This is a genomic window from Pseudomonas sp. RP-B7 (assembly GCF_059803535.1).
The window spans coordinates 40,505-65,159 of record NZ_JAPFHC010000032.1; the positions used below are offsets into that span (position 1 = coordinate 40,505).

Sequence of the window (24,655 nt, forward strand, 5' to 3'; positions counted from 1 at the left end):
GTTTGATTTTGGTGTGTCAGGAAGGTTTAGAGTTTCACCACCTGATGCACCTGCTCCGCACAGGCCCGTGCATCGTCGACCATCTTCCCAAACGCCGCGCTGACAATTTCATCGTGGGTCAGCCAGCGCATTTTCTGGCTCAGGCGATAGTGATAGCGCAAGACGCCATCCTCGCGCTTGCCTTCCAGGTCCAGGTCGTACCACGGCGAGCGTACCTGGCAGCCGGGAATGGTCTTTTCCATCTGCCCGCCGCTCAGGGTAATGGTGTAGTCATTCGTTTGCGGATTGCCCTGGTCCAGGTCGGCTTGCTGCCCCTGGCGGCGGTAGTCGATGAAGGTGTCCCAGCGGCCTTTGAGCGACTCATCGGAGTAGACGTAGTCGTTCCCCAGTTTTTCCAGGGCACGCTGGTCGCTCATGTTGGCCGTAATGCTATACCCGTCGTGTACGACAAAACCTGTGGCTGCGCGGGAGACGCGGCAGTCGCTGATCTCGTGGCCGAAGTTGGCGCAGATGTTCTGGTCGGTGGCGGTGGCGCCTTGCTGGCGGTCGGCGACACTCAGTTGCATCAGCGGCAGGCGACTGAAGGCGAGGGTTGCTTGAATCGTGGCGTTGCCCTGCTGGTCGTAGTGCACCTGTTTATTCAGGCGCAGGGTGGTTTCGGCACGTTCCAACGGGATATGTTCCTCGCGCACCTGGCCCTGGGCGTCATTGACCAGCACCCAGCGGTCCTGGAGGTCGGGCATGGTCTGGCCTGGGGCAAACACCGGGTTGGTCGGGTCCAGCCACCAGACCTGGCCGTCCACCTGGGCGCGCACGATGGCGTGGTTTGGCGCGTGGGTGCCGGGGATCAGCAACGACTCGGCCAGATCACCGCGGCTGACCCAGGCGGTTTCGGCGTGAATGCCGCTGGCCTTGAGCAGGGCGGTCAACAGGATCGCCAGGTCTTTACAGTCGCCATACCCATGCTGCTCGATTTCTGCCAGGTTGAACGGCACATAACCGCGTTCCGTGGCGCGCCAGTCGCCGAGGTAACGATAGTGATCGTTGATGTGCTGCATCAACCGGGCAACCTGCTCGGCCGGCGCCAGGTTGCGCACGGCGGCGACGGCAGCGGCGCTTTGCGGCGGCAGGTTGGCTCCGAGGATCTGGTTGTAGCGCTGGCCCAGATCGCCGAAATACGCCTGGCGTTCCAGGGCGCTGCCCACCTCGATGCGTGGGATGTGCAGCAGCGCAGCGTTGGGGGATTCGTTGATGTAGTTCAGAAAAGTCGGGGCTTTTTGCACCACGTCCAGGGTCTTGCCGTTGGCTGATGGCGTCACCTGGAAACCGTCGAACCCTTCACTGCGCCACTGGATCGGCCGCTCGGCAGTAAAGCGTGCCTTGAAGTGGTCGCGCCGGGCTGCGCTGGGGCCGAACTTGAGGGCGTAATGAAACTGCGTCATCAGCGGCTTGGCGGGGTGATGCTCGCGCACGGTGTAGCGAATCTGAGTGCCAACGCGCAGGTTGGGGAAGGCCAGGGAGGTCTGCTTGTCGCGACTGAAACCCTGGTCCGGGTTGGGCGCGGTGCGCGTATCGATCTGCGTGTCCGCCAGGGCGACCGGCTTGGCACCGGGCTGGGTGGATTGCGCGCCGAGTACTTCGAAGGTATCGCCTTCGGAGTAATCGAAGTCGATCCGCGAGAGCATCTCGCGACCGCTGGGCTTGAGAATGGTGTACTGGTAAGTGGTGGTGCAGTCGGTGCTGGCGTCACGATTGAAGTGGCAATGCAGCTCAGTGTCGCTGGCCAGCGGGGCTTCGGCCAAGGGTTGCAATGCGGCAAAAACGGCTGGGGTAACAAGCCCCAGACTGATGGCAATCAAAGGGCGGTGAAACAAAAAACGGTACATGGGCGCCTCGGGTGACACATTGAAACAGCTACCTGGCAGGTAGCGAGAAGGCGCCGGATGATAATGGATCGCAACGGGGAAGGCCAGGATTGTTCGACAATCAATGTTGCTGAAAGGCCCGTTCTAGAGCCTTGCGTTTGACCATCGTCAGGGTTTTAGCAATTCGAACTCGGCACTGGCGAGCTTCTCGCCATTGACCAATATGTGGACTGCGTGTTTGCCGGGATAGTGCTTGCGAGTGGTCAGCTCACGGATATGTTGCTCGCGCCGAAGGCTGTGCTGTTCACCCGCGCCCAAGGTGAACGCCTTGAGCTTGAACACCTTTTTTGCGCTGTGCCCCGCACTTTTCACGTAGTCGATGGCGTAGTCCACCACCAGTTTCTGCGCGGTGTCGGCGGTGGATTCCAGGCTGAACGACAGGTTGATCCGCTCACCCAGGTTGATCACCGCGGGGGTCACGCTCAGTTGGTGCAGCTTCACCTCGGCTTTCGCCCCGGCGCCCATGAGCGTCAGCGCACGGGTGTTGCCTTGTTTGATCAGGCTGCGCAGGGCGTGGCGGGCGATCCAGGCGGTGTGGGGGTTGTCCAGCGACCAGCCTTCGATCAGCGTGAGTACCCAGTCGGGGTGGTCTTTGGTGATGTCGTTGAGGTGGTTGGCCACCGATTTGCGCACGTACAGGCTGGGGTCGGCCTTGAGGTTGTCGAGGATCGACGCGCAGCGTTCAGGGTTGGCCTGGACTTCTGCCAGGCGGAACGACCAGGGCAGGCGCGGGCGCGAGCCTTCGCTGGCGAGGCGGCGTACGTGCTCGTTGGCGTCCTGCGACCAGGTTTGCATCACTGCGAGGGTGCGCGGGAAGTCGCGCAGCAGGAACTGGCGGATACCGAATTCGGAGGAGCCAAAGGTAGTGAAATACTTGAGTGCGGCCATGGAGCGCTTGAAGTCATCCTGCCCGTAGCTGGCCACGAAGTGCGGCAGGAACAGGCTGACGAAACTGCTGTTCAGGCGCGGTGCCAGGGCGTAGAGCAGTTCAAGGGTTTGCGGGTACGCCAGTGGGATTACCGCATGCAGGCTTTCGCTGACCCGCGCCATGCGTTGCAACACCGACAACTCGGCCAGCCCGGCCGTGGCGTGCGTGAGGAAACCCTTGGCGTCGAATGCCGGGTACACCGCCGTCATTTCGCTGGCGATGTGTTGCAGGCGCTCGACGTTGAAGATTTCCTTGAGGGCTGGGGCGCTTTGCTCGGTCATCGGTGATTCCATCAGAGGGGTTAGAGAAACCAGCGGTATTCCCGCGCATGGATCTCTTGCTGAAAAGCCAAGTGGTCCTGGCGTTTGTTCTCGCAGTACACGTCGACAAATTCGGCGCCCAGCTTATCGCGCAATACCGGTTGGTGCCTCATGGCGCGTACGGCCTCGAGCATTTCCAGGGGGAAGTCGGCGCCGCTGTTGCGGTCTTCGTTGAGTGGGGCGAAGGGCTCGCGCTGGGTTTCAAGGCCATGTTCCAAACCTGCCAGGATCGCCGCGAGTACCAGATACGGGTTGGCGTCGGCGCTGGCCAGGCGGTGTTCGATGCGCAGATTGCGTGGATCGGAGTCGGGGATGCGCACGCACGCGTCGCGGTCTTCGAAACCCCAGCTGGCACGGGTCGCCGCGTTGACTGTGCCGCCCAGGCGGCGGAAGGCGTTGTGGTTGGGCGAGAAGATCGGCATGCAGTGCGGCAGCAACTCCAGGCAGCCCGCCACCGCGTGGCGCAGCGGTTGTTGCTGGTGCGCCGCCAGCAGGTTATTGCCGGCGCCGTCATACAGGCTGACGTGCACATGCATGCCGCTGCCGGGGTATTGCAGGTATGGCTTGGCCATGAAGCTGGCGCGGTACCCGTGTTTGAGCGCCACCCCGCGGGTGCTGCGGCTGAACAGGGCGGCCCAGTCGGCGGCGCGCAGGCCGTCGTCGAGGTGGCCGAAGTTGATCTCGAACTGGCCGGGGCCCAGCTCGGCGGTAATCACGGTGATGTCGATGCCCTGGTCCTTGGCGGTTTGCGCCATGTCGTCGAGCACCTCGCTGAAACGCGACAGCCGTTCGATATGCAGGTTGGGCTGGTCGTCGGCGTCATCGCTCAGCGGGTCGCGGGCGAATTGCGGCAGGCCGTCGGCGAGTTTTTTATCGAACAGGTAGAACTCCAATTCGAACGCCACCACGGGGTGAATGCCCTTGTGATGCAGACGCTCCAATACCTTGGCCAGTACCTCGCGGGGTTCGAATTCGATGGGCGCATCGGTGCCATCCGAGGTGATTAGCATCTGCCCCAAGGGCTGTGATTCCCAGCTCACCGGCTTGAGCGTGCCGGGCACCAGGCGCCGGTTGGCGTCCGGGTCGCCGTCGTTGAAGCAGTAGTCGCCAATCTTGAACAGCCCACCCTGGACCCCCAGCAGCACAGCGTTCTGCGGCAGCTTCAATGGGCTGCCGGCGGCAACTTTTTCCAGCATCTCCACCGGGTAGCGCTTGCCGTAGAAATGCCCGGGAATGTCCAGGGCAATCAGGTCGACGTAACGCACATCGGGATGGTTCTGACGAAAGCTCCGTACTTCGGCCAGCAACGCAGAGGAATGGCTTTTCACGGGTGCAGCTCCTAGTTGTAAACCCACAGCACGCGGGCGGGCAGGTCGGTCAGGTTGGCGTAGCGGCAATGGGCGAAACTGGCCAGGTGGAAGCTGTCGCCGGGGCCGAGAGTGACGCAGTCGTTTTCACCTTCGACCCACAGCGTAAGCTCGCCTTCCAGTACAAAACCGGCCTGTTCGGCGCGATCGCTCATGGTTTGTTCGCCGCTGTTGGCACCAGGTGCCAGTAGGCTGTCGAGCATCGAAAAGGCACCGTTCATGCTCGGCGAAACGAGGATGTCGGTGATGCCATTGGCGTAATACACCGTGCGCCGCTCGTTGGGGCGAGTGATCCAGTCCACCGCCTTGGGTTTTGGCTGGCTGTAGAAGTAGGTGGTGGGCACGTCGAGGGCGTGGCTGATGGCCGTCAAGTCGGCCACGGTGGGGCGCGACAGGCCGCGTTCGACCTGGGACAGGAAACCCACAGAGCGCTCGATTTTTTGTGCGAGCTGGGCGAGGGTGAGTTTCTTGTGCTTGCGCAGGTCGTGGATCAGCGCGGCGAGGGTGGCAAGTTCTTCTTGTGGGGTCATGAAATTTATTTCTATAAATTTCATGAAAAATTACAGGATTTATTTCACGAGGGCAATGGCCGGATGGGACCAAGGTGAGGACCTTGTGGCGAGGGAGCTTGCTCCCGCTGGGCTGCGCGGCAGCCCCAAGACACCCACCGAGCACCCTTTGCAAAAGATGCATGCGGGCTATAAAGGCAAACCACAGGTATGAAATATGGGTTGAATGATCCTGCGTGGCAGCGGTCGGAATCTGGGTACGCATCATTCATTGAAGGAGCACCCATGAAAGCCAAATGCCTAGCCGCCTGCCTGTTTGTTGCGACCAGCCTGTCAGGCACGAGCTTCGTCGTGCAAGCCGCAGACACCCCCCAGGAAACCGTGCAACCTTCGAATATCAACACCCGTGATCTGAAAGAAGGCGATCGAGCCCCAGACATCCTGATGCGCAAGGAATCCGCTGTCAGCGATTGGAAAAAGCGCGGCCTCAAGCAGCCTGAAGCCGACAGCCAATGGGCGCGGGTGAACGATAAATTCGTGCTGCTCAAGACCACCAACGGCACCATCCTTGAGATCACGCCCGTCAAAAAATGACCTGCCTGTTGTCCCGATTCTTGCGTTAAGGTAGGCGGCTTAAAAGGCCGCGTTACCTTCAAGGAAAGAGAGCAGGATGCTTGCCACAATAAGAAACTACCCCCGCACCGTGAACCTGTTGTTGTCCGCCACATTGATGCTGACGCTGGCCAAGGCAATTACCTTTCCCTACCTTGTGATTTACCTTACCAGCCATTTCTCCCTGGACATCACCCAGGTCGGCCTGGTGATCGGCAGTTCATTGATCGTCGGTTCATTGCTCAGCGTGTACGGTGGTTTTCTCGTCGACCGCATCAACAGTTACCGGCTGTTGCTCTGCCTGAGCGTACTGTTCGTGCTGGGCTTTATTGGCACGGTCCTCGCGCAGAATATCTGGGTGTTCTACAGCTGCCTGATCCTGATCAACCTCGCTTACGCGGTCATCGACATCGCCGTGAAGGCCGGTTTCGCCAGCCTGTTGCCTGAAGACGCGCGCAGCGAGGTGTTCTCGATCAAGTACACCCTGACCAACATCGGCTATGCCGTCGGGCCGGCGTTCGGTGCGGTGGTGGCCAAGCTGGACATCAGCCTGCCGTTCATCCTGTCGGCGCTGCTGGGGGCGGGGTTCTTCCTGCTGTACTGGCGCTGGGGCGATCGCACGTTGACCACCGTCGACGCGACACACAAGCCTGTGTCATTCCTTGCCGTCGGGCGTGTGCTGTTGAGGGATCATCGCCTGGTGTGCTTTACCGTCGGCGGTTTGCTCAGCGCGGTGGTGTTTGGACAATTCACGGCCTACTTGTCGCAATACCTGGTGACCACGACCTCGGCCGAATACACTTACACCGTGATCAGCGCCGTCCTTACTACCAACGCCGTGCTGGTGATTGCCTTGCAGTACGTGATTGGTCGGCGCATTTCCCACCGCCACCTGAGCCAGTGGCTGATTTTCGGCTTGAGCATGTTCATGCTGGGGCTGATCGGCTTTGCGCTGTCCACCAGCGTGCTGTGGTGGGTGTTGGCGATGGCGGTGTTCACGGTGGGGGAGATCATCGTGTTTCCGGCCGAATATATGTTTATCGACCGCATCGCGCCGGACCACCTGCGCGGCATGTACTACGGCGCGCAGAACCTGTCCAACCTGGGCGCCGCCATGGGGCCGGTGTTGTGTGGGCTGGTGCTGGCCAACCTGCCGGCCCACGCCATGTTCTACATGCTCGGGGCGTTTATCGTCGCGGGTGGGGTGTTCTATTTCATTGGTTCGTCGTTGAAGGCCAGTCCTTCAGCGTGAGCTTGCCGACATTGTTGCTTTGCAATTCGTAGCGCAACTCTTCGACCATCTTTTCCACTTCGTGCGGGGTCTGCAGCCGGTTGGTGCTGATCCCTGTCACCACCAGGTCCACCCGGCCGGTATCAGCGTCAAATACCTTGAGGGTCAAGGAGGCATCCCGGCACAGGGTGAACTCGCATGTCAGCGGCGACAGGCCTTCTTCGATGCAGTTGCGCAGTTGGGCGAGGGTAAACATGCTGGTTCCTTCAAGACATAAGTTCGATGTCTTGAAGGTTATGGCTTGCCTGGCGCCGCAATAAGGCGAATTCGCACTAGCTGCACTAGTGCATTTGCACTTGGCCGGCCTATTTTTTCAGGCGCAGTTCACCGGCAAACAGCCCGCGTTCACGGGCCCAAACGATGGCCGCACTGCGGCTGTGCACCCCCAGCTTGGAGTACACCGTGGCCACGTGGTTGCGCACGGTGTTGGGCGCCAGTTTCAGGCGCGCGGCGATTTCCTTGTCGGCCAAGCCTTCGCAGATAAGTCCCAGTACATCGCGTTCACGGGCCGTGAGGTCGGTGAAGGCAATGGCAGGCTGGTTGGGGCTGTTGACGCTCTTGGCGTTGGCCAGTTTTTCGATCAGTGTCTGGCTGAACCAAGATGCGTCCTGCATCACCTCCTCGATGGCCGCCACCAGCTCCAGCTCCGAGCGCTTGCGTTCGGTGATGTTCATCATCACCAGCAGGTAGCAGGGCACGTCATCGATGATCACGGTGTCGGCGGACACCACGCAATCGATCACCTCGTTGCCTTTCTTACGCACCTTGAGGTCCTGGCCGTCGAGGTTGCCGGACTTTTCCAGGGTGGCAAACAACTGTGTGCCCGCCTGGGGGCTGTCGATGAAATCGATGTCTTCGATGGCCTTGCCGAGCAGCTCCTCACTGATATAGCCGGTAATGCTCATGAAGGCTTCGTTGACATCCACCACCTGGCGGTTGCCGGCGTTGCACACCAATGTCGGCACCGGCGTCAGGCGGAACGACTTGGCGAAGCGCTCTTCACTCTGGCGCAGGGCGGTTTCCGCCTTGCGTCGCGGCTCCAGGTCGGTGAAGGAAAACAACATGCAGTCTTCCTCGTTCATGTCCAGCGGTTGCCCGGCGACGATCACCAGCTTGCTGCCGCCCCCGGGCAATTTCAGCTCGGCCTGCATCTGCGGGATCGTCGCGCCTTCGCCCAGGCGCGCAATCGCCAGGTCTTTACGTTCGGCCTGTTCCAGCACATCCAGCTCGTACACGGATTTGCCGATGACCTGATCGCGGTTGTAGCCGGTCATCTCCAGAAACCCCTGGTTGACCTTTATGTAACGCAGGTCGCTCAAGCGGCAGATCACGGCGGGTGCCGGGTTGGCGTTGAAGGTTTTTTCGAAGCGTTGCTCGGCGCTGGCCCACTCGGTGGCATCGCTGAGGATCAGCACCAGCAGCTCCGGTGCGCCGTGGGAATCGCTGATCACCAGGCTGCGCAGGCGGTGGACCCACGTTCTGTCCGGATCGGCAGTGGGGGTGACTTCCACCACCACGTCGCTGAACTCCTCGCCTGCCGCCACACGGGCCAGTGGGTAGTTGTCCAGCAGCACGGGGTGGTTGTTGCGATAGCGCAAGGTGAAGCGCTCGGCGTATTCCTGGGTGTTGGCGCCCAATGCCATCACGTCGTCCACGCCATGCATGTTCAGCGCCGCCTCATTGGCCCAGAGGAGGGTCTGGTCGACTTCGGCAAGGATGATCCCGTCGGACAGGCCGGAGATGATCTGCTGGAGTTGGCGGCGGTTGGTTTCTTTGGCGAGGACATCCTGGGTCATGGGGGCTCCGAGCGGGCGAGGGGGGCATGAGATTAGGACAGTTGTGGTTCGCGATAGTGCAAGGTACGCGGTCAAACCACTGGCAAGGGGCTTGCGTGTGCCACCCTGAAGCGCTTGCCAAACCCAACCAATTCTGGGAAAACCCCAGCCTTTGCGCATTCAACGGGATTTGCCATGAACAACGACCAACTCCAGATCACTGACATCCGCCTGGGCGATGGCAAAACCGTGGTCAAAGGTGCACTGATCACTACCCAGTACACGGGCACCCTGGAAGACGGCACCGTATTCGACTCCTCGTGGGCGCGTGGCAAACCGTTCCAGTGCGTAATTGGCACGGGCCGTGTGATCAAGGGCTGGGATCAAGGCCTGATGGGCATGCAAGTCGGTGGTGTGCGCACGCTGTTCGTGCCGGCGCACCTGGCCTACGGCGAGCGCTCGATGGGCGCGCATATCCAGCCCAACAGCAACCTGCGTTTTGAGATTGAATTGCTCGAAGTGCTGACGCGGGATGATTGAAGTGTCCTGACGCAAGCAGGCTGAACCGCTCCTGAAGAAGCGTCTTATTCGTCATGTAGTAACTTTCCTACGGTTTACTCGTCTGTAGTCGGGGCGTAACCTTGGCGCGGTTTTATCAATAGCGGAGACCCTCAGTGGGTACTTGTTCGAGCGACAGTCGTCGGCCGGTTCTGGTTACCGGCACATACTCGGCAAGGTAACGCGCATTCTTTCGATGCCGTTGTCTCGCCAATACACGCGAGAAGCGGCATCCCGGCAGCAGCCAGTCCTGGCGCCTGCCGGACTCCCTCTCATCGACGCTGACCAGCACCCGAGCCATTTCGGGATGCTACGGACGCGCCTGCCTTTTACGGCGGGCGGGCCAAGCTGACTGCGCCTACCCGATGGGCGCGGCGCAGCGGGTCGTACCTGCATGACGGTGTTCTCGCGCAGCAGCCACATCCATCAATGTGGCTGGCAATGAACTGAGGAGATTTCTTATGCAGGCAATCAACAACATCAACCTCGACTCGCTGGTCGACACCCTGGTCAGTCTCAGTGCGGCGTTTATCCTCGGCGGCTTGATCGGCTTCGAGCGCCAGTATCGCCAGCGCACGGCTGGTTTGCGCACCAACGTGCTGGTGGCGGTGGGGGCGGCGATTTTTGTCGATATGGCCAACCGCCTGGGCGGCGCGGAAGGGGCGGTGCGGGTGGTGGCGTACGTGGTCTCGGGCATCGGTTTCCTGGGGGCCGGCGTGATCATGCGCGAAGAGGGCAATGTGCGCGGGCTGAATACTGCGGCCACCCTTTGGGCGTCGGCGGCCGTCGGCGCTTGCGCCGGTGCCGACCTGATCCTCGAAGCGCTGCTGGGCACGTTGTTTGTGCTGGCAGCGAACACGTTGCTGCGGCCGATCGTCAATAACATCAACCGCCAGCCGCTGGATGTGGTGTCGGCGGAGGTCACCAACATTCTGTATGTGATCGCGCAGCGCAGTCAGCAGCAGGCGGTAATGGTGTTGCTGGAAGCCGAGCTCGCACGGTGCAACTACCCGGCCAGCGACGTGGATGTGCGGCCGTTTGGCAGTGAAGAGGTGGAGATCGAGGCCACTTTGGTTGCGACGTCGGTCGATGGCGATGAGCTGGATGCACTGGTTACACGCATATCCAACTCCAGCCTGGTGGTGCAGGCGTTCTGGAGCCCGAGCACGACTGACTGATTTCCTACGGATAAATCCTACACGCAGTCAGGACTATCCCTTCAGTTCAAACATCACTTCATTGTTAAGGTTGCGCGCTTGCTGCTACCTAAGAGGCTGCGCAGAACTTCAGGCATCAATGGTGTTGTTCAATTGGAGGGACCAGGCACTGCCTGGCTGGCATCTGGAAAAGTGCGGAACCGCTCGTCGGAACTGTCAATTCTCACAGGTAGCTGGGTCCCGTGTGATGTGTCAGATTAATTTGTCCTTCAGGGGAGTCTTAATGAGCAAAGCTTTAATTGTGGATGACCACCCGTTCATCCGTGCCACGGTTCGCTTTCTGCTAAAGCAGGAAGGTTTCAATGAAATCTTCGAGGCGGGCAATGGCGCCGATGCCATGCAGATCGCTCGAGAACAGTGCCCCGACCTAATTATCCTCGACTTGGCGATGCCCAAGCTGGGCGGTTTGGAAGTGATCAGCCGCATCAAGGCGCTGGGCTTGCCATGCAAGATCCTGGTGTTGACCTCGTACCTCGCAGTGTTTTTTTCCACCCGCTGCATGCGCGCTGGAGCCATGGGTTTTGTTGCCAAGACGGGTGAGCTGCACGAGTTGCAAAAAGCAATCAAGGCAGTGATGTCCAACTACAGCTGTTTCCCCAGCCTGCCCACCAGTTCAGTGCGCCGTGATGATTTGCAAGCGTCCGAGATTGAACTGGTGGAAGCACTGTCTGATCGCGAATTGACGGTGTTGCAGAAGTTGGCCCTGGGCCTGGGTAATAAGGAAATCGCCGAGGACATGTTGCTGAGCCACAAGACCATCAGCACCTACAAGACGCGACTCAAGGAGAAATTGCACATGTCGTCGGTGGTGCACTTGTCCAAGTTCGCGCAACGTAATCAGCTGATCTGAAATGAACGCCCGCGCGCTGCGAGGGTTGGTCGCGCTGCTCTGGGTGAGCCTGTTGCCCCTGGCGGCGCAAGCCCTTGACGAACCTTACTCGCTGCAGTTGCTGGGCCACTCTCGCCTCGAAAACCCCAATGTCGCGCTGGACGAAGCCGACTGGCGCTGGCTGCGCGAACGGCGGGTGTTATCGATGGGCGTATCGGCCCCCGACTACGCACCCTTCGACATGAGCAACAGTGAGGATTTCGAAGGCATCACCGCCGATTACGCGGCGCTGGTGGCGCAGGCGTTGAATATCCGGGTAGAGGTCCGTCGCTACGACACCCGCGACGAAGTCATCGAGGCGCTCAAGCAGGGCGCAGTGGATTTTCTCGGCTCCGCCAACGGTTTTGAAGCGGTAGACCCGCAACTGGCGCTGTCGCGCTCCTATGCCAATGACCAACCGGTGCTGGCGACCCGCAGCGCAGAAGCCCAGGGTTTGAGTGCCGACCTGGCCGGCAAGCGCGTGGCCATGCTGTATCACTATATGCAGCCCGAGGCGGTACAGAAATTTTACCCCCGCGCCCATTTGCTGCTCTACGCCTCGTCCTTTGAGGCGCTGGGGGCGGTCGCGTTCGAGCAGGCGGATGTGTACCTGGGCGACGCGATCAGCACGCGTTACCTGATCAATAAAAACTACCTGAATAACGTGCGCATGGCGGATTTTTCCGCCCTGGAAGTCAACCCTTTCGCGTTTGCGGTCACCCGGGGTGATGATCGATTGCTACGTATCCTCAATGCCGCGTTGGCGGCCGTGCCGGTGACCACGCAGATGGAAATCCTGCGCCGTTGGAGCGCCGGTGGCGGCGGGGCCATGGAAGTTGACCGGCTGCGCCTGAGTGAACGCGAGCAACGTTGGCTGGAGAAACACCCGCGGGTGAAAGTGGCCGCTCTGGATAAGTTTCTGCCACTGTCATTTTTCAACGAGCAGGGGCAGCTCGAGGGTTTGAGTGCCGAGGTACTGTCGCGGATCAGCTTGCGTACGGGGCTGAAATTCGACGTGGTAAAGGGCAACTCACTGCCTCGCCAAATCGACGAAGCCAGTGCGGGCAGTGTCGATATGCTCGCGGTCGTCACCCCCAGCAATGAACGCGCTGACAAGATCCGTTTTACCCGGCCCTACCTGAGCAGTCCCTATGTGCTCGTCAGCCGCATTGAGGGTAATAGCCCGATCACGCTGGAAGATATGCACGGCAAGCGCCTGGCCTTTGTCGGTGGCAACAGCCTGGGCGAGCGAATTGCCCGCGACTATCCCGGCATCGTCTTTGTTGATACCGAAAGCCCTGAGCAAGCCATGGCGATGGTGGCCAGTGGCAACGTCGACGCGACCGTGCTGTCGCTCCTCAGTGCGCGCTACATGATTGCCCGCTATTACCGCGATCGCTTGAGGGTGACCAGCACTGTCGGCACGGAACCGGCACGTGTGACGTTTGGCGTCAACCGCAGCCAGTTGGAGTTGTACTCGATCCTGGATAAGGCACTGTTGAGCATCACGCCCGAAGAAATGGACGAACTGAGCAACCACTGGCGCAGTGAGGTGATCATCCAGGACAGCTATTGGCTGCGGCATCGCAACGCAATTCTTCAAGGGTTCGGCCTCGCGGCGCTGTTGTTGCTGATTACCCTGGGCTGGGCGATCTACCTGCGTAACCTGATTCGCCGAAGGGCCCAGGCGGAGCGGGCGCTGAGTGATCAGATGCGCTTTATGAGTGTGCTGATCGACGGCACGCCGCACCCGATTTATGTGCGTGATCGCCAGGGCCGCTTGATGGCCTGCAACAACGCCTACCTCGATGTGTTCGGCTTCAAGCTCGAGGATGTGATCGGCAAGACTGTCGTGGAAACCGACACCGGCAACCCGCCGCAGGCCCAGTCGTTTCATGAGGACTACCTGCAGTTGATGGCCCGGGGCGAGCCGCAGATTCATGACCGGATACTTCGGTTGCCCTCGGGGGATGTCCTGACGATCTACCAGTGGATGCTGCCGTACCGCGATGGCAACGATAAGGTCGTGGGCATGATCGCTGGCTGGGTGGATGTGAGCGAGCGCCAGCGCCTGTTGGGCCAATTGCAGGACGCCAAGGACGAGGCCGACGCTGCCAACCGCGCCAAGACGACTTTTCTGGCGACCATGAGCCATGAGATCCGCACGCCAATGAACGCCGTGATCGGCATGATCGAGTTGGCGTTGAAAAACGCCGAGCAGGGCCGGGCTGATCGTGATGCGCTGGAGGTTGCCTCGGTGGCGTCCCACGGCATGTTGGAGTTGATCGGCGATATTCTCGACATTGCCCGCATTGAGACCGGGCATATTTCTCTGGCGTTGGAGCCGGCCAACCTGCGCGACCTGTTGATGTCCGTGGCGCGGGTATTCGAGGGCTTGGCGCGGGCCAAGGGCCTGGCGCTGCAGGTTGAACTGGCCCCATCAATTGATCGCACGGTGCTGATCGATCCCCTGCGTTTCAAGCAGGTGGTGTCCAACCTGCTGAGTAATGCCATCAAGTTCACCGCCAGCGGCCAGGTGTTGCTCGGTGCGCAAGGGGAGGTGACGGCTGACCAACTGATATTGCGGCTGTGGGTGCTGGACACCGGGATCGGCATCAGCGCTGAAGATCAGCAGCGGCTATTCAACCCGTTTATCCAGGGCAGCAACAACGAGCAGTCGGTGCGCAGCGGTTCCGGCCTGGGTTTGGTGATCAGCCGCAACTTGTGCGAAATGCTGGGGGGGCAGTTGCAGTTGAGCAGTGTGCTGGGGCAGGGCACGCGGATTGATGTGCGAATGCAACTGGACCTGGCAGCGGCGTCAGCGCTCGAGACGGGAGCAGCGGTTGCACACACTCCACCCGCCCGGGCATTGAACATCCTGGTAGTGGATGACTATCCGGCCAACCGCTTGTTGTTGGCGCGACAGTTGAGCTTCCTGGGGCACCGAATCACCGCCGCCGAAGACGGTGTTCAGGGGCTGGCGCTTTGGCAGTCGGGGGAATTTGATGGTGTCATCACCGATTGCAATATGCCGCTCAAGAACGGCTACCAGCTGGCGCAGGATATTCGTGCTCAAGAGCAGGCACGGGGGCTGGTGCCGTGTTTACTCCTGGGGTTTACGGCCAATGCGCAGCCGGAAGAAACCGAGCGCTGCCGGCAAGCGGGAATGGATGGCTGCCTGTTCAAACCCACCGGGCTGGATGACTTGCGAGCGGCGTTGGCCTCGCGGGTGGCGAGCGTCGCTGCGGCGAATGCCGTCGAGGCGTATGACTTGAGCGCGCTGATCGCGTTGACGGAAAATGATCGCGGCGCTCTCAAGGAATTGTTGACGCCGCTGCTCGACAGCCTGGAAGCGGATCGCGCGTTATTGCCGACGCTGCGACAAGAGGCCGACTTTGCCAGGTTGCACGACGTTGCGCATCGGGCCAAGGGTGGAGCGCGCATGGTCAAGGCGCAGGCGCTGATCAGCTGTTGTGAAACGCTGGAGGCGGTGTGTGAAGCCAAGGACAAGACGGCTCTTGGGGCGGCGGTTGACGCGGTGAGTGACGCTTGCGCTGATCTGCAGCAGAGATTGAGCGTTTATTGCAATCAACCTTGAGTACCGTTCGGTGGGTTTGGGAGAACTCCTACGCGAAGGGGGAACAAGCCTGATTTTGTCTTCGGAAGATGTCTGGAAAATGGGCGGCGCTCACTGACGAGCGCTGCCTGCCCAGGGGTTTGCCATGCCGAACAAAGCACTAACCATCCTGATTGCCGATGAACAGCACCTGCAGCGGCTGCACATCGAAAAAATGCTCAACCAACTGGGGTATCACCGGATAGTGCCGGTGCAGACCTTCGATGAAGTCCAGATCCTCACTGCCATCCCGGCGAAGCCGTTTGATGTGCTGATCATCAACGCGGGGCTCGCGGCCCAGGCCAGCGGGCCGCAGCCTCAGGTACGTCATGTGCTGGTCTACGACCACCTGGACCTTGGCCAACCTGCTGGTATCGCCCCAGCGGTGCTCGTGCGTTTGCCGGGGGTGCCGGACCACGTCAACCTTGAACACTTCATGGACATCATCGACCCCCCGACGGCGGCCCGTGGCTTGCGCGTGTTGCCGTGGCTGCGGGAATTATCCCGTACGCCGGCGCCCGGGGTTTAATCCCATTTCGGCGCGATACCCTTGGGGCTGGTCAAGCGATGGCCACGCTCCAGGCCGGCAATCTGTGCCATGTCGGCGGCGCTCAAGGTCAGCTCCAGGGCCTTGAGGTTGCTTTCCAGGTTGGCGCGCTTGGTTGACGACGGGATCACCGCGTAACCCAACTGCATGGCCCAGGCCAGGGTGACTTGGGCTGCCGTGGCTTGATGGCGTTCGGCGATCTGTTGGATGACCGGGTCTTTCAGTACTTCGCCATAGGCCAGGGTCATGTACGAAGTGATCTGAATGCCGTTGGCGCTGGCGAAATCCACCACTTTGCGGTTTTGCAGGTAGGGGTGCAGCTCGATCTGGTTGGTGGCGATGTGTTCGGCGCCGACCGCGGCAATCGCCTGTTTCATCAGGTCGACAGTGAAGTTGGAAATGCCGATATGGCGCGTCAGCCCCAGGCGCTTGGCCTCCAGCAACTGGCCCATGAATTCGGCGACGGGTACTTGGTCTTCCGGCGACGGCCAGTGGATCAGGGTCAGGTCCAGGTGGTCGGTCTGCAGTTTGCGCAGGCTTTCGCGCAGGCTTGGGATCAGTTGGCCTTCAGCGAAATTGGCAATCCAGATCTTGCTGGTGATGAACAGTTCATCACGCGGGATACCGCTGTCGGCAATCGCCTGGCCGACGTCGGCTTCGTTTTCGTAGATCTGCGCGGTGTCGATCACGCGGTAGCCCAGCTCCAGGCCGGTGCTCACGGAGTCGATCACCACCTTGCCTTGCAGGCGGAAGGTGCCAAGGCCGAAGGCCGGAACGGTTTGGGTAGGGACAGACATCAGTAACTCCTGAAGGGGGTGAACAGTAGCGTCGAGTATCTGCTGCTCACGCCTTCGGAAAAACCGTCGAATCTGAAAAGGAGTCTTTACCGCAGGTCACGAATCCGACCGTGGGAGGGGGCGCCCTCCCATCGGTTGGCCGTCATCTCTCAGTCGGTTCTGTTTTGCATGCGCAAACGCTCGGCCGCACTGCGCAACAGTTGCTCGGTGCCGTCCCAACCCAGGCAACCATCGGTCACCGATACGCCGTACTTCATCGACGCGCTCAGCGGCTGGCAGCCTTCGAACAGATGGCTTTCGAGCATCATGCCCACCAGCGAGGTATCGCCCTGCAGGCGTTGTTCCAGCACCTCATTGAACACCGCCGGCTGGCGTAGCGGGTCTTTGCCGCTGTTGGCGTGGCTGCAATCGACCATGATCCGCGCCGCCACCTTGGATTTGGCCAGGTCGTGCTTCACCTGCGCGACGCTTTGCACATCGTAGTTCGGCCCACGGTGACCGCCGCGCAGCACCAGATGGGTATCGGGGTTGCCAGAGGTCTGTATGATCGCCGGGTGGCCCTGGCTGTCGACGCCGAAATGGCGGTGCGGGTGGGACGCCGAGCGCATCGCATCACAGGCAATCGCGACGCCGCCGTCGGTGCCGTTCTTGAAGCCCACGGGCATGCCCAGGCCGCTGGCCATTTCACGGTGAATCTGCGATTCGGTGGTGCGCGCACCAATCGCGACCCAACTGAGCAGGTCATCAAAGTAGCCGGCGGCCATGGGTTGCAGCAGCTCGGTGGCAACCGGCAGACCCAGGCGCAACATTTCGCGCATCAGCTGGCGGGACAGGGTGAGGCCGGCGGCCATGTCATCGCTGCCATCCAGGTGCGGGTCGTAGGCCAGGCCTTTCCAGCCGATAGTGGTGCGCGGTTTTTCGACGTAGGCACGGATCACCAGCAGCATCTGGTCGCTGACATCCAAGGCCAGTTTCTTCAGGTTGCGAGCGTATTCCATGGCCGATTCGGGGTCGTGGATCGAGCACGGGCCGACAATCACCAGCAAGCGTGAGTCTTCGCCATTGAGGATGGCGCGCACGGCTTGGCGATGGTTGTGGACTTGTTCGTTGAGGAACGGACTGAGGGGCAACTGATGCTTGAGCTCAAGCGAGCTGGGCAGGCGCAGGGTCAGGGCTTCATTGGCGCTGGAAAGATCGGTGACAGGCAAAGCGGCGGTGGCAGAGTTCATATTCAAGGCTTCCTGGGCAAGCGGCGGGTTATTCCCGCACGCTTGGCCCTACTGGGGTGTTCGACAATTGGCCGTATCGGCTACGTGTGTTGGCTTGCCACCAATAGGTGACCGATCGGAGGCGGCAGGCTGTCCCGAACGGAGCTTGCTAAATCGCCATGCAGTGGAAGTGTCGTAGCGGTAATAGGTGGCGTAGTTCATGTCGTGTGTCCTTTAAGTGTTCTTGCTGAATTTATAAGGGCCTGAAAAACAAAACCCCCGGTCGGGGAGCCGACCGGGGGTTAGATTTCTCTGGTAGGCGACCCCTTGAGTAGTGGGCGCCGATTTCAGGTATCAGGCGCGCCAGTGGCTAAACCAATACCCAAAATAAAAGCTGACAGGTGCGCTCGAACCGTTCACGCGGGTAGCCGACACCAGGCGCGGGGCGCTGGCAGCAAGGCAAACCTGAGTGTGGGTGAGTTGCAACATGGTGTGTCTCCAAATGATGGGGGGAGCTTACTCGAGGCATGCAGGAGGATTCAATCAGTAATTTCTATGGCGCGGGGCTACCCACGGCTATCGGTCGAGATATGCTTGTCATACTTTGACAATGATTGCCGGGACGCGACCGTGACTGCCTTAACCCTTGCTGCTGCTCAATCCCTCTCTATCGCGGGCGACGTGCGGGCCAATCTGCAGCGGCACCTGACCTTTATGCGTGTGGCGGCGGAGCACGCCGTGCAGCTGTTGGTGTTTCCGGAGTTGTCGTTGACTGGCTATGAGCCGTGTTTGGCTGCCGAGCTGGCGATAACACCAGAGGACAGGTTGCTCACGCCGTTGCGTGAGATGGCGCGGGAGCTGCGATTGACCGCCGTGGTGGGGATGCCAATCCGCTTGACACCTGAAGCGGGGGTGATGATCGGCGCATTGGTACTGGGGGCGGACGGCTCCCTGGCGGTGTACACCAAACAGCATCTGCACCCAGGCGAAGAAGCCGCGTTTATTGCGGGGCAGGGCGGTGCGGTTTTGGAGTGGGCGGACGACCGGATTGCGTTGGCAGTTTGTGCAGACTTCTCCCACGCCAGTCATCCGCATACTGCCGCTGAAGCGGGTGCGACGGTTTACGCCGCCGGTGTATTGATCAGCGAAGCAGGCTACGCAACTGACAGCACGTTGTTGCAAGGTTATGCCGCCAAACATGGCTTGCTGGTGTTGATGGCCAATCATGGCGGCCCGTCCGGTGGCTATGTGTGTGCCGGTCGCAGTGCGATCTGGGCCGCTGGTGGTCGTTTGCTTGCTGCTGCGCCGGGCGTCGGTGACGCGCTGGTGCTTGCCCGGCGTGAGGGCGGGGAATGGGCTGGCCAAGTGGTGGTCGTGTAAATGGCATTCCACCTGCGCGCAGCCACAGACCGCGACCTGCCGTTCGCACGAACGCTGACCCATGAGGCCATGGGTCGCTATTACACGCAGTACGGTTTGCTGTGGTCCAACGAGGGATTTGATACGGCTTGGGCCGGCCGGGAAAACTGGCTGATCTGCCGTGACGACAGTGTCCTGGGTTTTATCAGCCTGAGCCGAGACAGCCGGGCACTGTATATCCGCGAACTGCATTTGCTCGAAGATTGTCGCCGGCAGGGTGCAGGGAGTTGGGTGCTGGAGCAGATGGCTCTCAAGGCATGCGGGCAGGGTTTGTTGCGTTTGACTGTGTTCAAGACCAACCCGGCAAGAGGGCTGTATCAGCGCATGGGGCTGAGTATCGTCGGTGAGGAAGACTGCTTTTGGCGCATGGAGCGCACCTGTCGATCAAGCTAACCCTGCACTGAATCCTAATAAGCGCATACTGGCTTCAGGAGACGATTTCCTGATCATTGTTTTGGCCATCAGCCTCAGAAAGGATGATCCCTTCTTTCATGCCCAGAAGGACCGCTACCTTGTGGGCTTCTCCACGTCGTCCCTTTTTGCGCCCAGCGAGCACTTGATAGGTGGTTGCCGGATCAACGCCATGTTCTCGGGCGAACGCTTGCACTGACTTTCCTTGATGTTCTAGCCAGGCCTTGGCTTGTGCAGCAGTACGGATTCCGGGCATAGTTCAAAACCGTTCAAGTTTGTTTAATAAAGAGATGATGTGTCACCTCTTGAGGTGTGCAAAATAGGATCATACATCCAAATGAGTGGAATCGGTTCGCGTTTGAGGCAAGAAAGAGAGCGACTTGGCCTGTCGCAAAAAGTTTTTGGCGAAATAGGAGGCGTTGAAGCCAACGCACAAGGCAAGTATGAAAGTGGCGGGCGGGCGCCCAAAGCCGACTACCTCTCCAGGGTTGCCGAGCGAGGTGTGGATATTTTGTTCGTGTTGACAGGCAGTCCCACGCCGATTCAATTGGACCAATTGAGTCAAGTTGAAGAGAAAGTGTTGGTCGATTACCGCTCGATGCTCAAGGAAGACCAGGATGCAATCCGCCGCCTGACGTCGACCCTGGCTGAGCATTCAGCCTCGCTGAATGGCAAGGCCAAGCCGCAGCACCGGGATTCCTGAGCCTTTCCCCCGCAAACCCGGGCGTTCGCTGTTTGGCGGACGACTGCCGTGTACCCAAACTCTATATATATGACGCGTGTAGCTAGGTCTGCGCCTTGGTTTTTTGCTAAGGTGTTCAGCAACCTATAAGACCATATCGCGAGGTGTCTGCTTGATTAGGGTGCTAGTAGTCGATGACCATGATCTCGTTCGTACAGGCATTACACGAATGCTGGCTGACATCGATGGCCTGCAAGTAGTCGGCCAGGCCGAGTCCGGGGAAGAGTCCCTGATCAAGGCTCGGGAGTTGAAACCCGATGTGGTGTTGATGGACGTCAAGATGCCTGGCATCGGCGGTCTTGGCGCCACGACCAAATTGTTGCGCAGCCATCCGGACATCAAGGTCGTGGTGGTGACGGTGTGTGAGGAAGATCCGTTTCCGACCCGTTTGCTACAGGCGGGGGCGGCGGGTTACCTGACCAAGGGCGCCGGCCTGGCCGAGATGGTGCAAGCCATTCGCCTGGTGTTTGCCGGCCAGCGTTACATCAGCCCGCAGATTGCCCAGCAGTTGGCGATCAAATCCTTCCAGCCGGTCAGCGATTCGCCGTTCGATGCGCTGTCTGAGCGGGAAATCCAGATCGCCTTGATGATCGTCGGTTGCCAGAAGGTGCAGACGATTTCCGACAAGCTGTGCCTGTCGCCCAAGACCGTCAACACCTACCGCTATCGCATTTTCGAGAAGCTCGCCATCAGCAGTGATGTTGAACTGACCCTGCTCGCAGTGCGCCACGGCATGGTGGACGCCAGCGCCTGACATGACCACGCCGTTCGATCCGAGTGCCTTTCTCTCAACCTGCAGTGGCCGCCCCGGCGTGTACCGCATGTTCGACAGCGAGGCGCGCCTGCTTTACGTCGGTAAAGCCAAGAACCTGAAGAACCGTCTGGCGAGCTATTTTCGCAAGAGCGGCCTTGCGCCCAAGACAGCAGCGTTGGTCGCACGCATCGCCCAGGTCGAAACCACCATCACCGCCAATGAAACCGAAGCGCTGTTGCTTGAGCAGACGCTGATCAAGGAATGGCGGCCGCCCTACAACATCCTGCTGCGTGACGACAAATCCTACCCCTACGTGTTTTTGTCCGACGGCAACTTCCCACGCCTGAGCATTCACCGCGGTGCGAAGAAGCAGAAGGGCAAGTATTTCGGGCCGTACCCCAGCGCCGGGGCGATTCGTGAAAGCCTGAGCTTGCTGCAAAAGACCTTTTTTGTGCGCCAGTGCGAAGACAGCTTCTACAAGAACCGCACCCGGCCGTGCCTGCAATACCAGATCAAGCGCTGCAAGGCGCCTTGCGTGGGTTTGGTGGAGCCGGCCGAGTACGCCGAAGATGTACGCCATTCGGTGATGTTCCTTGAAGGACGCAGTAATGCGCTCACAGACGAGCTGTCCGCCGCGATGGAGCAGGCCGCCAGCACCCTGGATTTTGAGCGCGCCGCCGAGTTGCGTGACCAGATCTCCCTGCTGCGTCGCGTGCAGGACCAGCAAAGCATGGAAGGCGGCACTGGTGACGTCGACGTGATCGCTGCCTTCGTCAACCCCGGTGGCGCCTGTGTGCACCTGATCAGCGTGCGCGGTGGGCGTGTGCTGGGCAGCAAGAATTTCTTCCCGCAGACCGGTATCGATGAGGAAGTGGCCGAAGTCATGGCCGCGTTCCTTGGCCAGTACTACGTCAGTAGCCCCGAACGCGACTTGCCGTCCGAGCTGATCGTCAACGTGGTGCACGAAGACTTCCCGACACTGATCGAGGCGATCCACGAGCTGCGCGGCCGTGAGCTCGACATCAGCCACCGTGTACGCGGTACCCGCGCGCGCTGGCAGCAGTTGGCGGTGACCAATGCCGAACAGGCCCTGGGCGCGCGCCTGGCCAATCGACAGCACGTCGCCGCACGTTTCGATGCGCTGGCCGAAGTCCTCAACCTGGACGAACCACCACAGCGCCTGGAGTGCTACGACATCAGCCACTCCAGCGGCGAGGCCACCGTGGCGTCCTGCGTGGTGTTCGGGCCGGAAGGGCCGATCAAGTCCGACTACCGGCGCTACAACATCGAAGGCGTCACCGCCGGTGATGACTACGCCGCCATGCACCAGGCCCTGACGCGGCGCTTCAGCAAATTGAAGGACGGCGAGGGCAAGCTGCCGGACATCCTGCTGGTGGACGGTGGCAAGGGCCAGTTGTCCATGGCCCGTGACGTGCTCAACGAGTTGGCGGTGCCTGACCTGATCCTGCTCGGCGTGGCCAAGGGCGCCACACGCAAGGCCGGTTTCGAAACGTTGTACTTGAATGATGCCGCCCATGAGTTCACTTTGAAGGGCGACTCACCTGCGTTGCACCTGATCCAGCAAATCCGCGACGAAGCCCACCGTTTCGCCATCACCGGGCACCGTGCCCGCCGTGGTAAAACCCGGCGAACCTCAACCCTGGAAGGGGTGGCGGGGGTCGGCCCGACGCGACGTCGCGACTTGCTTAAACATTTTGGTGGCTTGCAGGAGCTATCCCGTGCCAGCATTGACGAAATAGCCAAAGCTCCCGGTATCAGTAAAAAGCTCGCTGAGTTGATTTATGCGAATCTGCATAGCGAATAGAATGCCTTTCCACCTCGTAGCCAGTTGTGCCGATGAATATCCCTAATCTGATTACCGTTCTACGCGTCCTGCTTATTCCGATTTTCATTCTGTTGTTCTATTTGCCGTACGAATGGAGCTATGCCGCATCCAGTTCGGTATTCGCCTTTGCGGCCGCCACCGACTGGCTCGACGGCTACCTGGCGCGCCGCCTGGAGCAAAGCACGCCATTCGGTGCCTTCCTCGATCCGGTGGCCGACAAACTGATGGTGGCGGTGGCGCTGGTCTTGCTGGTGCAGGAACATGGCAACCTGTGGCTGACCCTGCCGGCCGCCGTGATCATCGGCCGCGAGATCGTCGTCTCGGCCCTGCGCGAATGGATGGCCGAAATCGGCGCCCGCGCCCACGTCGCGGTGTCCAACATGGGCAAGTGGAAAACCGCCGCGCAGATGCTCGCGCTGGTCATCCTGCTGGCCAACCCATCGGACTTCTCCTTCTGGGTGCTGACTGGCTACGCGCTGCTGCTGATCGCGGCGGGCCTGACGTTGTGGTCCATGCTCCAGTATTTACGCGCTGCCTGGCCTCATCTGCGCACCACCGTTGAAAAGAAATAAAACTTTTTTGAATCAAGAGGTTGACGGGCTTCAAGAATTCTATAGAATGCGCATCACCAAGCGGGAATAGCTCAGTTGGTAGAGCACGACCTTGCCAAGGTCGGGGTCGCGAGTTCGAGTCTCGTTTCCCGCTCCAAGCATTATGAAAAAGCCACTCTAACGAGTGGCTTTTTTTTGCCTGCGATTTAGCGAGTGGGCGGTTCGACCTCTTTCGTTGGAAAGTTTCGGTGGGGACAGGCGAATGTGGTGGGAAATATTGACGGGGAAATACCGTTCTGACTGGTGCTCAGCACTTGGATGGCACGCAAGGGCGCACACATGCAATGTGCTCTTGCGCTGTATTCTTCAAGGCTGAATGTGTTTGGCCTCGCGCAACTGCGCCGGCGACGCGCCGAACCAGCGTAGGCAGGCTTTATGAAAGCTGCTGAGCTCGCGAAAGCCGACGGTGAGGGCTATGTATTTGAGGCTGCGCGAAGAGTCGAGCAGTAACGTACGGGCTAATAGACGGCGACACTCGTCCTGGAGATAAGTGAAGTTTGTGCCTTCCTTTTCCAGCGCGTTCTGAAGGCTTCTTGCACTTTTACCGAGATGAGCGGCCGCCATTTCCAAGGTACATGGCTCTCCACGGGGCATGGCGTCTGATAAGTATCGACGTATCTGCAACTCGGGTGAGCCATTGATCGCCCTCAACTGTGCATCGGCGTAATGGCAATGGATGAGTTCCAGTGCGGGGTCTGCGGTGATCAAGGGCAGATCGAAAATTTCACTGCTGAAGATGAGCATTATGTGAGGGGCGTTGAAACTCAGATCGGAGCTGAACATCTGCTCGAGTCGTTGAGTGTCTGCAGGCTTTGGATACGGAAAGTGCGCTGCCAAGGGCAGTGGCTTTACGTGGGGCACCAACCAGTGCATCAAGCCTATAAACAGTGCTGCACCGGCATCCAGGAATGATCGAGGGGCCGGAAGATGAGGCATTCCCTCCTCGAAACCGCTCACGCGTATCACGCCTGTGTGTCGTTCTACGGTGATCCTGGAACCGTCGGTGGCAAGAGGGTGATAGCTGGCCACTCTTTCTATAGCTACTCCCAGAGTGGGGCTGGACATGATTGCGTACCCGGCAGCACCCAGGCTGCCGAGATGGCTATAACTATACGCGTCAAGTCCAATTTCCGGGTTTCCGGTGAGTTCGACAGCGAGATCAAGAATGTTATAAACAGCTGCCAACTCAATGCGATGCGCTGTTGAAACATCGAGTTCAACCAGATCATTGAGGCGGCGGAATATGAGGTCTTCCTGAATGCCGTTCTGAGCGAGTGCTTGTACGAAAGGTGCAAAAATAGCTGTTGAAATGCTGCGCATCTTTGACGTCCGCC

Annotated in this window: 23 protein-coding genes and 1 tRNA gene; 14 read left to right on the top strand and 10 right to left on the bottom strand. The window is 59.9% G+C overall.

The features are described 5' to 3' along the window. Positions 1-26 precede the first annotated feature (26 nt). The 4 genes from OPU96_RS23520 to OPU96_RS23535 all read right to left on the bottom strand — a co-directional run bounded on the left by OPU96_RS23520 (position 27) and on the right by OPU96_RS23535 (position 5,070). Positions 27-1,886, bottom strand: a complete 1,860-nt coding sequence (locus OPU96_RS23520; protein ID WP_226456064.1) for a DUF3857 domain-containing transglutaminase family protein — start codon at positions 1,884-1,886, stop codon at positions 27-29. Positions 1,887-2,033: 147 nt separating this feature from the next. After that, entirely contained in the window at positions 2,034-3,134 is a 1,101-nt protein-coding gene (locus OPU96_RS23525) for a DNA alkylation repair protein (RefSeq protein WP_498559782.1), read from the bottom strand. A gap of 20 nt (positions 3,135-3,154) precedes the next feature. Next, on the bottom strand, positions 3,155-4,501 hold the full coding sequence (locus OPU96_RS23530) for a glutamine synthetase family protein (RefSeq protein WP_305392395.1): 1,347 nt from the start codon (positions 4,499-4,501) through the stop codon (positions 3,155-3,157). A gap of 11 nt (positions 4,502-4,512) precedes the next feature. Continuing rightward, a complete protein-coding gene (locus OPU96_RS23535; protein ID WP_192300370.1) occupies positions 4,513-5,070 on the bottom strand; it encodes a helix-turn-helix domain-containing protein in 558 nt (185 codons plus the stop codon). 264 nt (positions 5,071-5,334) lie between these two features. On the opposite strand from OPU96_RS23535, the gene OPU96_RS23540 reads away from it, so the two are divergent. Both OPU96_RS23540 and OPU96_RS23545 read left to right on the top strand, forming a co-directional pair. Continuing rightward, positions 5,335-5,643 (top strand): RcnB family protein, encoded by a 309-nt coding sequence (locus OPU96_RS23540; protein ID WP_226456058.1) that lies wholly within the window; start codon positions 5,335-5,337, stop codon positions 5,641-5,643. A gap of 76 nt (positions 5,644-5,719) precedes the next feature. Further along, positions 5,720-6,913, top strand: coding sequence for an MFS transporter (locus OPU96_RS23545; protein ID WP_498559783.1), 1,194 nt, complete (start codon positions 5,720-5,722; stop codon positions 6,911-6,913). Here OPU96_RS23545 and OPU96_RS23550 read toward each other — a convergent pair. Further along, positions 6,876-7,148, bottom strand: a complete 273-nt coding sequence (locus tag OPU96_RS23550) for a DUF1652 domain-containing protein (protein ID WP_226456056.1) — start codon at positions 7,146-7,148, stop codon at positions 6,876-6,878. The genes OPU96_RS23545 and OPU96_RS23550 overlap by 38 nt on opposite strands. 109 nt (positions 7,149-7,257) lie before the next feature. Beyond that, positions 7,258-8,748, bottom strand: coding sequence for a PAS domain S-box protein (locus OPU96_RS23555; protein ID WP_498559784.1), 1,491 nt, complete (start codon positions 8,746-8,748; stop codon positions 7,258-7,260). A gap of 174 nt (positions 8,749-8,922) precedes the next feature. Between OPU96_RS23555 and OPU96_RS23560 the strand changes: the two genes are divergently transcribed. The 5 genes from OPU96_RS23560 to OPU96_RS23580 all read left to right on the top strand — a co-directional run bounded on the left by OPU96_RS23560 (position 8,923) and on the right by OPU96_RS23580 (position 15,515). Further along, the gene (locus OPU96_RS23560) at positions 8,923-9,267 is read left to right on the top strand and encodes an FKBP-type peptidyl-prolyl cis-trans isomerase (RefSeq protein WP_192300376.1); all 345 of its coding nucleotides are present in this window, start codon (positions 8,923-8,925) and stop codon (positions 9,265-9,267) included. 479 nt (positions 9,268-9,746) lie between these two features. Continuing rightward, complete coding sequence (locus OPU96_RS23565) at positions 9,747-10,463, top strand: MgtC/SapB family protein (protein WP_192300377.1); 717 nt, start codon at positions 9,747-9,749, stop codon at positions 10,461-10,463. A 262-nt stretch (positions 10,464-10,725) separates the two neighbouring features. Then, positions 10,726-11,352 (top strand): response regulator transcription factor, encoded by a 627-nt coding sequence (locus tag OPU96_RS23570; RefSeq protein WP_192300378.1) that lies wholly within the window; start codon positions 10,726-10,728, stop codon positions 11,350-11,352. A 1-nt stretch (position 11,353) separates the two neighbouring features. After that, the gene (locus OPU96_RS23575) at positions 11,354-14,968 is read left to right on the top strand and encodes a transporter substrate-binding domain-containing protein (RefSeq protein WP_226456054.1); all 3,615 of its coding nucleotides are present in this window, start codon (positions 11,354-11,356) and stop codon (positions 14,966-14,968) included. A gap of 124 nt (positions 14,969-15,092) precedes the next feature. Then, a complete protein-coding gene (locus OPU96_RS23580; RefSeq protein ID WP_226456053.1) occupies positions 15,093-15,515 on the top strand; it encodes an ANTAR domain-containing protein in 423 nt (140 codons plus the stop codon). Here OPU96_RS23580 and dkgB read toward each other — a convergent pair. Together dkgB and OPU96_RS23590 are read right to left on the bottom strand one after the other, a co-directional pair. Beyond that, entirely contained in the window at positions 15,512-16,330 is an 819-nt protein-coding gene (dkgB, locus tag OPU96_RS23585) for a 2,5-didehydrogluconate reductase DkgB (RefSeq protein ID WP_226456052.1), read from the bottom strand. The two genes, OPU96_RS23580 and dkgB, sit on opposite strands and share 4 nt — an antisense overlap. A gap of 149 nt (positions 16,331-16,479) precedes the next feature. Next, entirely contained in the window at positions 16,480-17,559 is a 1,080-nt protein-coding gene (locus OPU96_RS23590) for a 3-deoxy-7-phosphoheptulonate synthase (protein ID WP_498559785.1), read from the bottom strand. A 609-nt stretch (positions 17,560-18,168) separates the two neighbouring features. Here OPU96_RS23590 and OPU96_RS23595 point away from each other — a divergent pair. Both OPU96_RS23595 and OPU96_RS23600 read left to right on the top strand, forming a co-directional pair. Continuing rightward, complete coding sequence (locus tag OPU96_RS23595) at positions 18,169-18,918, top strand: carbon-nitrogen hydrolase family protein (RefSeq protein WP_226456050.1); 750 nt, start codon at positions 18,169-18,171, stop codon at positions 18,916-18,918. After that, positions 18,919-19,350 (top strand): GNAT family N-acetyltransferase, encoded by a 432-nt coding sequence (locus OPU96_RS23600; protein WP_192300384.1) that lies wholly within the window; start codon positions 18,919-18,921, stop codon positions 19,348-19,350. A gap of 34 nt (positions 19,351-19,384) precedes the next feature. Here OPU96_RS23600 and OPU96_RS23605 read toward each other — a convergent pair whose 3' ends face one another. After that, complete coding sequence (locus OPU96_RS23605) at positions 19,385-19,624, bottom strand: DNA-binding protein (RefSeq protein ID WP_192300385.1); 240 nt, start codon at positions 19,622-19,624, stop codon at positions 19,385-19,387. An 81-nt stretch (positions 19,625-19,705) separates the two neighbouring features. Between OPU96_RS23605 and OPU96_RS23610 the strand changes: the two genes are divergently transcribed. From OPU96_RS23610 to OPU96_RS23630, 5 genes are all read left to right on the top strand, one after another. Further along, positions 19,706-20,071, top strand: a complete 366-nt coding sequence (locus OPU96_RS23610; protein ID WP_192300386.1) for a helix-turn-helix domain-containing protein — start codon at positions 19,706-19,708, stop codon at positions 20,069-20,071. A gap of 151 nt (positions 20,072-20,222) precedes the next feature. After that, on the top strand, positions 20,223-20,864 hold the full coding sequence (gene gacA, locus OPU96_RS23615; protein ID WP_032886613.1) for a response regulator transcription factor GacA: 642 nt from the start codon (positions 20,223-20,225) through the stop codon (positions 20,862-20,864). Between the two features lies 1 nt (position 20,865). Further along, positions 20,866-22,689: an excinuclease ABC subunit UvrC gene (gene uvrC / locus OPU96_RS23620; protein WP_192300387.1), complete on the top strand. Its 1,824-nt coding sequence runs from the start codon at positions 20,866-20,868 to the stop codon at positions 22,687-22,689. 32 nt (positions 22,690-22,721) lie between these two features. After that, complete coding sequence (pgsA, locus tag OPU96_RS23625; RefSeq protein WP_003232771.1) at positions 22,722-23,282, top strand: CDP-diacylglycerol--glycerol-3-phosphate 3-phosphatidyltransferase; 561 nt, start codon at positions 22,722-22,724, stop codon at positions 23,280-23,282. Positions 23,283-23,342: 60 nt separating this feature from the next. Then, positions 23,343-23,418: transfer RNA gene (locus tag OPU96_RS23630), tRNA-Gly, on the top strand. Between the two features lie 209 nt (positions 23,419-23,627). On the opposite strand, the gene OPU96_RS23635 is transcribed toward OPU96_RS23630, so the two are convergent. Continuing rightward, positions 23,628-24,641 carry an AraC family transcriptional regulator gene (locus OPU96_RS23635; RefSeq protein WP_498559786.1) on the bottom strand — a complete coding sequence of 338 codons (1,014 nt, stop codon included), beginning with the start codon at positions 24,639-24,641 and terminating at the stop codon, positions 23,628-23,630. Between the last annotated feature and the right edge of the window lie 14 nt (positions 24,642-24,655).